At 53.1% G+C, this 12,602-nt stretch carries 9 protein-coding genes; 6 read left to right on the plus strand and 3 right to left on the minus strand.

All coding sequences use genetic code 11. From position 1 onward, the window contains the following. Positions 1-238: 238 nt before the first annotated feature. Both ascF and VIJ98_RS22445 read left to right on the plus strand, forming a co-directional pair. On the plus strand, positions 239-1,690 hold the full coding sequence (ascF, locus tag VIJ98_RS22440; protein ID WP_323271541.1) for a PTS cellobiose/arbutin/salicin transporter subunit IIBC: 1,452 nt from the start codon (positions 239-241) through the stop codon (positions 1,688-1,690). An 11-nt stretch (positions 1,691-1,701) separates the two neighbouring features. Beyond that, the gene (locus VIJ98_RS22445; RefSeq protein WP_323271542.1) at positions 1,702-3,138 is read left to right on the plus strand and encodes a 6-phospho-beta-glucosidase; all 1,437 of its coding nucleotides are present in this window, start codon (positions 1,702-1,704) and stop codon (positions 3,136-3,138) included. A gap of 29 nt (positions 3,139-3,167) precedes the next feature. Here the strand turns inward: VIJ98_RS22445 and VIJ98_RS22450 are convergent, their stop codons facing one another. Continuing rightward, the gene (locus VIJ98_RS22450; RefSeq protein ID WP_323271543.1) at positions 3,168-5,228 is read right to left on the minus strand and encodes an FUSC family protein; all 2,061 of its coding nucleotides are present in this window, start codon (positions 5,226-5,228) and stop codon (positions 3,168-3,170) included. Between the two features lie 472 nt (positions 5,229-5,700). Here VIJ98_RS22450 and VIJ98_RS22455 point away from each other — a divergent pair, with 472 nt between their 5' ends. Genes VIJ98_RS22455 through VIJ98_RS22465 form a run of 3 tightly spaced genes read left to right on the plus strand, consistent with a single transcriptional unit; the run spans position 5,701 to position 7,947 of the window. Next, positions 5,701-6,261: a YfiR family protein gene (locus VIJ98_RS22455; protein ID WP_154191141.1), complete on the plus strand. Its 561-nt coding sequence runs from the start codon at positions 5,701-5,703 to the stop codon at positions 6,259-6,261. A gap of 1 nt (position 6,262) precedes the next feature. After that, complete coding sequence (locus VIJ98_RS22460; RefSeq protein WP_061719219.1) at positions 6,263-7,477, plus strand: diguanylate cyclase domain-containing protein; 1,215 nt, start codon at positions 6,263-6,265, stop codon at positions 7,475-7,477. Beyond that, positions 7,474-7,947, plus strand: coding sequence for an OmpA family protein (locus tag VIJ98_RS22465; RefSeq protein WP_154182826.1), 474 nt, complete (start codon positions 7,474-7,476; stop codon positions 7,945-7,947). The genes VIJ98_RS22460 and VIJ98_RS22465 overlap by 4 nt, the downstream gene beginning before the upstream one ends. Here the strand turns inward: VIJ98_RS22465 and uvsE are convergent. Further along, a complete protein-coding gene (gene uvsE, locus VIJ98_RS22470) occupies positions 7,934-8,908 on the minus strand; it encodes a UV DNA damage repair endonuclease UvsE (RefSeq protein ID WP_323271544.1) in 975 nt (324 codons plus the stop codon). The genes VIJ98_RS22465 and uvsE overlap by 14 nt on opposite strands. Positions 8,909-9,114: 206 nt before the next feature. On the opposite strand from uvsE, the gene VIJ98_RS22475 reads away from it, so the two are divergent. Continuing rightward, the gene (locus tag VIJ98_RS22475; protein WP_323271415.1) at positions 9,115-10,302 is read left to right on the plus strand and encodes an IS4 family transposase; all 1,188 of its coding nucleotides are present in this window, start codon (positions 9,115-9,117) and stop codon (positions 10,300-10,302) included. Between the two features lie 127 nt (positions 10,303-10,429). Here VIJ98_RS22475 and VIJ98_RS22480 read toward each other — a convergent pair whose 3' ends face one another. Then, positions 10,430-12,460, minus strand: a complete 2,031-nt coding sequence (locus tag VIJ98_RS22480; RefSeq protein ID WP_008106887.1) for a choline transporter — start codon at positions 12,458-12,460, stop codon at positions 10,430-10,432. Positions 12,461-12,602 lie beyond the last annotated feature (142 nt).

The raw sequence follows: 12,602 nt of genomic DNA on the forward strand, positions 1-12,602 counted from the left end.
TTCCATGCTCATCGCATCAGTGTACCTAAGCGACGAAATGTACGGCAATTTTTCTGCCATCACGCCATAAGTGCCCTTTCACCCTCAGCGATCAACTTCACACTTTCAATCATTGAATTTTAAATCTCTTGCCTGGTTTACATCACATCTTCATGATTTTGTGAAACCGGTTTCTCATGATTAAAAATCACGCAGAAAACCGCTGTACCTCTACCAAATAATCAGAGATCAAAAATCCATGGCTAAAAATTATGCGGACGTCTCGCGCGCCATCGTGGCTGCGCTCGGCGGCCTGAACAATATCGAATCGGTGACGCATTGCATGACGCGCCTGCGTTTCGTGGTGAAAGACAGCGCGCACATTGATAACGCCGTGCTGAAAGCCATTCCCGGTGTAATGGGCGTGGTGCATACCGATACGCAGTGTCAGGTGATCATTGGCAACAACGTGAACCTCGCCTATCAGGAAGTGTTGAAGCTCGGCACACCGAACAGCGATGGCTCAGCGCCAGTGAAACGCAAAATCACCCTGCGCAGCATTGGTGCCGGGATTCTGGATGCGCTGGTGGGCACCATGTCTCCGCTGATCCCGGCGATCATTGGTGGCTCGATGGTGAAACTGCTGGCGATGGTGCTGGAGATGAGCGGCGTACTAGAGAAAGGCTCCTCGACGCTGATCATCCTCAATGTGATTGGTGACGGCGCGTTCTTCTTCCTGCCGATTATGGTAGCCGCCTCAGCCGCGCTGAAATTCAAAACCAACATGTCGCTGGCGATTGCTATCGCGGGCGTGCTGGTACATCCCAACTTTGTTGATTTGATGGCGAAAGCCGCGCAAGGCCAGGCGGTGGAATTTGCCTACATCCCGGTGACGGCGGTGAAATACACCTACACGGTGATTCCGGCGTTGGTGATGACGTGGATTCTGTCGCACATCGAATTCTGGATCGATCGCATCACGCCGGCGGTTACCAAGAACTTCCTTAAGCCGATGCTGATTGTGCTGGTGGCTGCGCCAATCGCTATTGTGCTGATCGGACCGCTCGGTATCTGGATTGGTAGCGGCATTTCGGCGCTGGTTTACACCATTCACGGCTATCTTGGCTGGTTATCGGTGGCGATTATGGGCGCGCTGTGGCCGCTACTGGTGATGACCGGCATGCATCGCGTGTTTACCCCAACCATCATTCAAACCATCGCCGAAACCGGCAAAGAAGGCATGGTGATGCCATCGGAAATCGGTGCCAATCTGTCGCTGGGCGGTTCTTCGCTGGCGGTCGCATTCAAAACCAAAAACCCCGAATTGCGTCAAACCGCGTTTGCGGCGGCGGCATCGGCGATTGTCGCGGGCATTTCTGAACCGGCGCTGTACGGCGTAGCGGTCAGGTTGAAACGCCCGCTGATCGCCAGCCTGATCAGTGGCTTTATTTGCGGCGCGGTAGCCGGGATTGGCGGACTCGCCAGCCATTCGATGGCCTCGCCCGGCCTGTTCACCAGCGTGCAGTTTTTCGATCCCACCAATCCGATGAGCATCGTGTGGGTCGGCGGCGTGATGCTGCTGTCGGTAGTGCTCTCCTTCATTCTTACGTTGATTCTCGGCTTTGAAGATATTCCGGTCACCGAGCCCGCGCAGTCAAAGCCGGTATCGGATGATGCCAAACCCGGTAACGTTAATTTATCCAAGGTGTAAAAGAGGTTTTTATGTCTGAAGTGACATTTCCAGAGGGATTCTTGTGGGGCGGCGCGTTAGCCGCCAATCAGTCAGAGGGGAGCTATCTGGCAGGCGGTAAAGGCTTGACCACGGTGGATATGATCCCGCACGGTGCGCATCGCATGCCGGTAAAGCTGGGTCAGGAGAAGCGCTTCGCACTGCGCAGCGATGAATATTATCCAAGCCATGATGCCATCGATTTCTACCGTCGCTACAAAGACGATATCGCGCTGATGGCGGAAATGGGTTTCACCGTGTTCCGCACCTCGATTGCCTGGAGCCGTATTTATCCGCAAGGCGATGAATTGACGCCCAACGCGGAAGGCATTGCGTTCTACCGCAGCCTGTTTGAAGAGTGTCAGAAATATGGCATCACGCCGCTGGTGACGCTGTGCCACTTCGATGTACCAATGAATCTGGTGACCGAATACGGTTCGTGGCGCAATCGCAAAATGATCGAATTTTTCAGCCGCTACGCGCGTACCTGCTTTGAAGAATTTAACGGTTTAGTGAAGTATTGGCTGACCTTTAACGAGATCAATATCCTGCTGCACAGCCCGTTTTCTGGCGCCGGTTTGGTGTTCGAACCGGGCGAAAACCCGGAGCAGGTGAAGTATCAGGCGGCGCATCATGAGCTGGTAGCCAGCGCGCTGGTGACTAAAATCGCCCATGAAATTAACCCGGAAAATCAGGTTGGCTGCATGCTGGCGGGCGGCAACTTCTATCCGTGGTCGTGCAAGCCGGAAGACGTGTGGGCGGCGCTGGAGAAGGATCGCGAAAACCTGTTCTTTATCGATGTGCAGGCGCGCGGCGCTTATCCTTCCTATGCCGCGCGGGTGTTCCGCGAGAAAGGCGTGGAGATTGCGATGGAAGCGGAAGATGCCGCCACGCTGCGTCACACCGTCGATTTCGTCTCCTTCAGCTATTACGCCTCACGCTGCGCCTCGGCAGAGATGAATGAGCAAAACAGCAGCGCCGCCAACGTGGTGAAATCGCTGACCAATCCGCATGTCAAACGCAGCGATTGGGGCTGGGGCATCGATCCGCTCGGCCTGCGCATCACCATGAACATGATGTATGACCGCTACCAGAAGCCGCTGTTTCTGGTGGAAAACGGGCTCGGCGCGCACGATGAAATCAACGCCGACGGCGAGATTCACGATGATTACCGCATCAGCTACCTGAAGGAACACATTCAGGCGATGGGCGAAGCGATTGCCGATGGCATTCCGCTGATCGGCTATACCACGTGGGGCTGCATCGATTTGGTGGCGGCATCGACCGGCGAGATGAGTAAGCGCTACGGATTTGTTTATGTCGATCGTGATGATAAAGGGAACGGCAGCCTTGAACGCATCCGCAAAAAATCGTTCTGGTGGTACAAGCAAGTAATCGCAAGCAACGGGCGGAAACTGGACGCGATTTAAATAGGTGGTCGCCATGAATGGCGACCCTACTAAGTGCGGCGCGGCGTTGCGGTTGGCCACGCTTGTTGCGGGAACAGATAGAGCCGAATACTGAACAGATGGAACAGCGGCGTTAGCACCCTTTCGTCGCGTTTCGCCAGTTGTTCCAGCTTCAGCAGCAGCAAATCCAGCTCCTCCTGCAAATCCGCATGCGGTGGCGTTTGCAGAGACTTTAGGCGGCGCTTGAGAAACAGCGCCAGCTCATGAAACATCTGACCGCTATCCAGCTGATATTGCTGCAGCAACTCCTTATGGCGCGCGTAATAGTCAAAGCTGTTAACGCCCAGCCACACTTCCTTAAGCAACATGCCAGCCGAACGCATATCGGGATGCGGATCGAGGCGTAAACGCGGCAACACCACGTTCACTTTATCCAGCATCAGGCTGATAAAACGTTGACGTCCCAGCAGTGACGAACCGTTTCGTTCCGTCTCTTTAATAAAGCGCAGCAGCTCGCGCAGACCTTGCCGCACGGCGCGGCGCGCGGTCCATGAAGGTCGCTTATTGCGCATGATGGCGGTGATGATCACTGCAAACATTACGCCCGCCATGGTGGCAATCGCGTTGTTGATCAGCAGCACCAGATCGGGTTTTAAATGGTGGCCAAGGCCAATAAAGCCGGGGATCTGAATCGCCACGCTCAGGCCGATCATGTTGGTGGAGGGACGCGCAATCATCAGCGCCAGCAACATCAGGCCGGGCGCGAGGCAAATCATCAGGGCTTCGAATGAAGTGGCTTGCGGGATCAAAAGCGCCACGTAAATCACGCTGATAATGATCGCCACAATGACGCCACGCACAAACAGCTTCATCGACGTCAGCGGCGTATCCTGACTGGCAAGCAATGAGCAGAGGATTGCCGCCATCACCGGCGCCGATGCGCCATCACGCCAGCCTGTTCCCATCCACAACAAGCAGGAACCAAAGGTGGCACAAAACGCGGTTAATGCCGACAGCCGGATTAATCCTTTATCGAAAAAGCGGTGCGTGCGTTTGCCGCGCGCCAGTGTGGTGTCGCCCGAGAGATCGCTCACCAATCCGCCGACGCTTTGATAGGCACCCGCAATGCGCACGAAATCCGCCAGCCGTTCCATTAATCCGGTAAACAGCAGCCAGTTTTCGGTGGGCAATTCGCCTTTTTGCCAGGCAAGATTAATTTCAGCCTGGCAATCACTCAACGTCTGTTGAATGCCGCTGGTTTCCCCTACCGCTTCACCGTCGTTGAGCCACTGCAGAAACAGCTGAAAGGTCTGTGCCACGTTTTCCGGAAAAGCGATTTGCAGCGTAGAAAGCCGCTGCAGGCGCATTTCAATAGCCGTTAATGTTGGGATCAAATAGGAGAGATGTTGATACTGCACGCTCACCAGGCGAATCAGTCGCCGCGCGGCATCACCTTCATAGACGCAATGGGTGATCAGCACTTCCACCTGCTGCGGATGGGTCGCCATGCGGATCAGAATATCATCACGCTCGGGCGAACTGTCGCTGGGAATACCAGAAAGCAGATCGCTGCACAGTTTGCGCGCGTTGAGATACCAGTGGCTGACGCTCTGCTCCAGCAGGCTGCGCATCGACACTGGAAACAGCAGCGCGTGCACCAGGCTGCTGCAGACGATGCCGAGCGTAATCTCTTCGATACGTGAAATCACCGTGCTGGTGATCGACAACGGCGTGGTGACCTCCGGAAAACCCATGATCGCCGCGCTGTAACCGGCCAGCATAAACACGTAACTTTTCGGCGTGCGGTCGTGCAGCGACAGATAAAGGCAAACGCTGACCCACAGCGAAATGCAGAAACAGAACAGCAGCGGATGCTGCACGGTTGGCGGAAAAATAAAGAAAACGAACACGCCACCTAATAAGGTGCCCAGCAAGCGGAACACCGATTTGGAAATGGTTGAGGCGGAATAGAGCTGTGACGCGAGCAAAACCGTGGTCACCGCCCAGGCCGGTTTATCCAGGTTCAATTCGAGTGCGAAATAGAGTGCCAGAAAGGCGGCCAGACAGGTTTTTACAGCAAAAAAAACGGCGTTTTTTGAAAACCACTGCATGACACGGTGACCAGGATGTACTGAATGTTGCGTATCCTGCCAGAATGTGAAAAAGCCTCACCTCGATAAATATGTCGAATTGTTTCGCAATCGAAAACCATGTTCATCGCGCGGTTTGTTTGCGGCGCGAATGTGTAAGCTATGCTAATGAAAAAACTGCCAGTAGATGCAGATTTGTCGCTAATTTACTCATCATCAGCGTTTTGAGCCGCTTTCACGCACATTTGTTATCAGGTCGATAAATGTGTGCTGGATCACATTTTGGCGAAATGCGCCCTTTTTGGCCGTTTATCCATAAAATAATTTCGCGCATCGACAGGTAGTAATATCGCTGGGATTTTCTCAGGGTGTGCATTTATGCATGCAAGGTCGCCATGAATGGCGACCCTACGGGGGACATGTGTACTTTTTTAACCGCAGCGATGGTAATATTTGCGCGCTGAATAATGCGAAGAACTTTCGGGAACGCAGTATGTTACGTAAACATCAAATTCTTCGGGAAGCCGACGTGCTGCTTTCCCTGCTCCACATTTGCAAAATCGTCATTACGGCCCTTTTTCTGCTGCTGTTTATTTCTCGCTCAGCAATCGCTGAAATAAAAGACGATAAAGCTAATCGCATTGTCAGCGGCATTATTAGTTTTACCCATTGGCCGGGATTAACCCGCGCGCCTCAGCTTTGCGTATTTTCTTCTGCACAGCATCTTTCGCTGCCACAAAATAAAGTGCCCTCAGCGGTACCGTTCAGCGTGGTTTATCTTGCCAGCGAGAGCGAACTAACGACGCAACAGTGCGATGCGGTCTATTTTGGCGATCAGACACCAGAACAACAGTTAGAACTATTAAATCGCTTCAAGGGTAAAGCGGTATTAACCCTTGCAGAGAACAATGCGGAATGTACCGTCGGGGCGGCTTTCTGCCTGATTTTTAAATCAGATCACACGCTGTTCTCAGTCAACCTTGATTCGCTTGCCAGGAGCGGCGTCAAGGTGAGTCCGGACGTGCTGTTGCTGTCCCGCAATGGAAGCAAATAAGATGAAATTAGAAAATTCAATCAACGACAAATCATCGATTCGCAACAAGTTGCGCAAGATCAGCACCATAAACTCGGCGGTTATTTTACTGCTGTGCTGGCTGTTGCTCTCATCGACTTCCCTGCTGTTTATTAAAAGCTACGAGAAAAGAAACCTCGAATTAATTGCCGCCACGCTCAGCACCACGCTGACCGCCGCCACGGTTTTTGAAGACAGCTACGACGCGCATAATAAAATCGCGCGTCTCGGCAATGAAGGTATGTTTGATTCGGCGAAATTAGTGACTGACGATCAAACCGTTTTAGTTGACTGGCATGATCAACAGGAACAAACCGGCTGGTATCCGCGTTTATTACGTGAGTGGATTTATCTCAAACCGTTTAGCGTTAATATTATCCACTCTGAAACCAATGTCGGTACGCTGACGCTGGAAGGTACGGTGACCGGCGCGGCTGATTTCATTCGTTATTCGCTGATGATTCTGACCAGCGGCATGCTATGTGTATTAATCATTTCATTCCTGCTGAGTGAGTTTCTCCATCGCGGCATTCTCGCCTCGCTGCGCAACATCACCAGCTCGATTCACTATGTGATCCATTCCGGTGATTTTTCCTTACGTATTCCGGAGAGTCCGACGCGCGAGTTTCAGCTGTTTTCAAATGACCTCAACTCGCTGCTGACCGAGATGCAGACACTGCAGGCTTCTCTGATGCGCGATAACCGCACGCTGGCGGCTAAAGCGCTGGAAGATCCTTTAACCGGCCTCGCCAACCGCGCCGCCTTTGTGGCGCGCTTAACACAGTTGCTCGATCAGCAATTGGCGAAAGAGCGCTTCGTTTTGCTGTTTCTCGATGGCGATCGCTTTAAAAGCATCAACGATAATTGGGGCCATGCGGCCGGTGATGAGGTGCTGAAAGCCATTGGTTCACGACTTTCGACATTGGCGTATAAGCAGGATTTAGTCGCCCGTTTAGGCGGGGATGAGTTTGCCATGCTGGTAAGCAGCCGCGCCAGCGACGCGCAACTGCAGTTGTTGATGCAGGATATTAGCGAATCGATTAGCCAGAAAATCATTATTGCGGAAGGCACACCGATTTCTACCTCGGTGACCATTGGTTACGCCTGGTCGCAGCACGGTGATACCGTTGAGTCGATTCTGGAACGCGCAGATATGAACATGTACAAAAACAAGGGAATGAGTAAGGTGCGGATATGAAGATGAAAATTTTCCTGATGGTGTGCGTGTTAGCGCTGGTCGGTTGCCAGACAAAGGGACGTTTCAGTGACGAGCAGATTGCAGCAATGCGCAATGCTGGATTCAGCCAAAATACCGAAGGCTGGGGATTAGGCTTGTCGGACAAAATCCTGTTCGGCGTCAACGAAGCGCAACTCACTCCCGCCAGCAAAGAGAATATTCAGTCGATGGCGAAAAATCTGGCGTCGACCGGCATTAACCATGTGCGTATTGATGGTCATACCGATAATTACGGCAAAGCGGATTACAACCAGCAACTCTCATTGAAAAGAGCCAACGCCGTCGCAACACAATGGGCAGCAGGTGCAGCGATTCCGCGCGAAAATATTATTACGCGCGGATTAGGCATGAGCGCACCGATTGCCAGCAATAACAACGCGCAGGACCGCGCACAAAATCGCCGCGTGGCGATTGTGATTACGGCGCCGTGATAATCTGGCGCGTAATCGCATAATCATAAAGGCGGTCGCGCGCTAAATTCTTCATCTTCACTTCGCACATAATATCGAAGGCGTTAAACGACAGCGCCCAATCATTTAAGCTTTGATTAAAGTAATAATCGGCATGGGCGCGAAGTTTGCTTTTCGACACCGCCAAATACTGCTGATCCGGGAAACCGTGATCGGGAATTAGACCTTCCTGCGCAATTGAATAGTGCAAAACTGGCCTTACTCCGCGCCATGATTCTTTGATTAGCGCGATGCGCGTATCGTCTGCCTGAATATAGTGATTCTCTTTCACCCAATGATGGTGAATATCCAGCACCACCGGACACAGCTCACGCGCCTGCAACACATCGTCCAGCGAACAGGATATTTCATCATTCTCCACCGTTAGCATATTGCGCGCTTCAGGACTCAGCCGCAGAAACGCGGCGCGAAATCCCTCATAGCCCTTTTTGCCGTTCATATGGATGTTGATTTTGAAATCCTGAAACTGGCGGCCATAACCCATTAATACCGCGCAGGTGGCGTGATATTCCACATCCTCAATCGCGCGATCGACCACGCCATCGTTATCGGAGGCCAGCACCGTATATTGGCCGGGATGGAATGACAGGCGGAGATTATTGGCACGCGCCAGCTCGCCACAACGACGAAATAACGGTGTGAGATCGGACAATAATTCACCATATAGCTGCGTTGCTTCCGGCACGGTATACAGCGGCAATAGATCGCTGCCGATGCGCATCATGCGCAGCGCGTCCGGCTGAGTGGCAAGCTGTTCGAGCGTGAGAAGGAGATTGTGCAGATTGTTTTGCGCCAGCTGGTTCAGCAGTGTGATACGTGAATCATCGTCAAGGCTAAGAAAGCGCGTGCGGGTGGTGCTTTTGAAGGGATACGGCTGTTTAGCCTGTTGATCCAGATACTTACAAGCAAAGCCTAATTTCATTTCATCCCCCGTTTAATCAGCCTGATAGTGTAGCTATGATTGGAGAATGTGCACGGGGTCAAAGCCATGAATGAAGCATTTACGAGCGATATGAGAAGGTCGCCATGAATGGCGACCCTACGGTCTGATGAATCCCCACAAAAACGAAGCAGGCACAGTGGAAAAATGATCTAATTATTGCGCCAACAAAAAATAAGATCGCCACTATGCCTGCTTCCGCATTTTGCCATAAATTTTTACGGGAATCTTTAGCCAGCACCCATCAGTATCGTCGTAACGCCCTCACTGATATGACGATTTCCCTGACCCGCGGTGCTTCCCTCAATCTGACCAGCATTGGTCGCTCTCTTGCGGGCGATGCCCGCGTTAAGCACAAAATCAAACGCGTTGACCGCCTTATGGGGAATGCCGCCCTCCACCGGGAGGTGCCCGCGCTGTCACGCGACATTATCTGCTGGCTTATCCGGGACATGAAGGAGTGCGTCATTGCCGTGGACTGGAGCGCCTGGCCGACTCAGTCCTTCAGCCTTTTGCGTGCCAGCCTGCTGGCGGATGGACGCGCCATCCCGCTGCTGAGCCTCATCGCAGAAGGCGATAAGCTGGGAAATCCCGACCTTCAGAACCGTTTTCTGGACGACCTGGCCGGGTGCCTGGGAGACAGGAAAGTGACCATCGTCACCGATGCCGGGTTCCGCCGCGAGTGGTTTAACCGCGTTCAGTCGCACGGATGGCACTTCATCGGCCGGCTCAGGGGCAACGGCGTTCTGAAGCTGGCCGGAACGGAAGAGTGGGTAACGCCGGGTCAGCTAAAAGCCGGCACAACGCCGCGCTGTGCTGGTGCGGCCCGGCTGACGCGATATAAAAAATCACCGGCTTACGGCTTCGTGCACGTTCATAAGAGAGCACCCAAAAATCGTCACGGAAAGAAAAGCCGGGATCGTTTTTTTTACACGCGCGAAGAGGCAAACCAGAGTCGCCTGGCCCGTGAGCCGTGGGTGCTGTTTACCAGCGATGCGGAGCTGAAGTCACGGACGATAATGAAGCTTTACAGCCGGAGAATGCAGATAGAGCAGAACTTCCGGGATGAAAAGAGTGAACGTTACGGTATGGGGCTGAGAAGCAGCTTCAGCCGGAGTGTGGAAAGGATGTCAGTGCTGAACCTGCTGTCGACGCTGTGCAGCATCGTACTGTGGCTGATGGGCTACGCGCTTGAAAGAAAAGGCGAGCACCGGTTTTATCAGGCGAACACGGTGCAACACCGGCGAGTACTGTCATACCTTACGCTGGCAAGAAATGCGATAAGGCACAACCCGGCAGGGATCAGTCAGCTGGATATAGAAACGGTGCGAGCCGAACTATCAGCGAGTTACAGGAATATCGTATATGTGTATTAACGATATTCCTGGGGATCCCTCAGCCCTACGGTGAGACAAGAGGTTTTGTAGGGTCGCCATTTATGGCGACCGCAAGGTGACATGAGCAGTATTTTGTAGGGTCGCCATTTATGGCGACCTGGATAAATCAAACGTCCGGGAAGGTCATATTGCTGCCCGGTGCTTCACGATGCAGATGGATAAAGTTCAGGTGACGTTCGTACTGATCGAGAATATCGATAATTACCTGCTCTTTGTTGTAGTCCATCAAATCGTTGCCCTGGCTGCCTTCCAGCAGGAAGGTTTCCAGACGGTAATAAGTCGACTTACCACTGCGTGCGCGATAGGTAAAGCCCGGTACCGAATACTGCTGCGGCCAAATTTGATAAACAAAATCCTGCTCTTCGCCCAGCAATACACGCAGATCAAGGTGGCCCAGCGGCTGCCCCTCTTCTGGCTCGGCTCGCTCCAGCGAGATACGTCCACCGCGCAGTTCCAGCTCTTTCGCCACATCCTGCATCGCCGGGAACAGCACCTCTTCCATCATCTTCTGCGTGTAGCGCGTGCCAGGATAGTTCATCAGGCGCGACAGACGTTTTTTCCAGCTCAGGCGATCGTTACTGGCCGGAATGTACGGCGCAGTGTCGCGGCTGGCGCTGGCACGGCGATGATCTTCCACCTTCAGCGATTTATACAGCCCGGCCATCACAAAGAAGATCACAAAGCTAAACGGTAAGCCCATGATCACCGTGGCGTTCTGCAGCGCAGAAATACCGTTGGTCATCAGCATACCCATCGTCAGCACACCAATCGCAATTGACCAGAAGATACGCAGCCAATTCGGTGCATCGCTGTTGATGTCTTTCAGCTTCGAGGTGAAGTTACCCAGCACCAGCGAACCGGAATCCGCCGAGGTCACGTAGAACAGCATGCCGGTGATGGTGGCCACCGAAGCACTGAACTTAAACGCCGGATATTGCGCCAGCAGGCTGTAGAAGCCGCGTTCGGCATGCGCCATCACTTCCTGGGCAAAACCGGCATCGCCATGAATGATTTCATACAGCGCCGCGTTACCAAACACTGATAACCACAGCAGCGTAAAGGTGAACGGGATAATCAGCGTACCCAACACGAACTCACGAATGGTACGACCACGCGAAATACGTGCGAGGAACAAGCCGACAAACGGTGACCAGGCAACCCACCACGCCCAGAAAAACAGCGTCCAGCTATTCATCCACTCGCGCGGCTGGTCGAAGGCAAAGGTATTCAGCGTCATGCCCATAAAGCGATTGACGTAGTCACCGACGTTCAGCACCAGCGCGTTGAGCAGGAAATCGGTTTTACCCATAAACAGCACGAACAGAATCAAGCCCAGCGCCAGCGCGACATTCAATTCAGAGAGAATACGGATGCCTTTATCCACGCCGGAGGTCACTGAAATGGTGGCGATGATCACCGACAGCACAATCAGCGCCGCCTGCGCCGTGAAACCTTCCGGCACATCGAACAGCACGTTGAGGCCGTAGTTCAGCTGCACCACACCAATCCCTAAGGTGGTGGCGATACCAAAGATGGTGCCGATCACGGCAGCGATATCCACCGTGTGACCAATCGGGCCATTAATGCGTTTGCCGAAAATTGGATAAAGCGCTGAACGGATAGTGAGCGGCAGGTTATAGCGATAGCTGAAGTAGCCGAGCGCGATGCCCATCAATGCGTACATCGACCAGCCGGTGACGCCATAGTGGAACAGCGTCCACACCATCGCCTGACGCGCGGCTTCCATGGTCTGCCCTGCACCTTCTGGCGGCTGCATATATTGCGTTACCGGTTCGGCAACCGAGAAGAACATCAGGTCAATACCGATACCGGCGGCAAACAGCATCGCCGACCAGCTCAGCAAACTGAACTCGGGTTTAGATTGCTCCGGCCCGAGTTTGATCGCGCCGTAGCGCGAACACGCCATATAGATGACGAACACGATGTACAGCGTGGCAGCGAGCATGTAGTACCAGCCAAACGTGGACGTGACCCAATTGACGGCGGTCAGAAGCCAGCTGGCAGCGAGTTCGCTGTAAAAAATCGTAACAAGTGAAAATGTCAGAATCAGTCCGGCTGAGGTGTAAAACACCACAGGATTGATTCTGTCTTTTTCACTGGCAGGTGGATTAATCATCGATTACCTCTGGTTAATTTCCTGTAGTACGTGCCAAAAAAGCTCAATCAGGTCGCCATTAATAGCGACCTTACGAGGGAAAGTGCGGTTTTCATGGGGTGCGCGTCAGTACGCACCTGCTGAGATCCTTTCAACTCACCGC

Origin of the sequence: Pantoea sp. S18 (genome assembly GCF_045689705.1) — a bacterium.
In the GTDB taxonomy this organism is placed as follows: domain Bacteria; phylum Pseudomonadota; class Gammaproteobacteria; order Enterobacterales; family Enterobacteriaceae; genus Pantoea; species Pantoea symbiotica.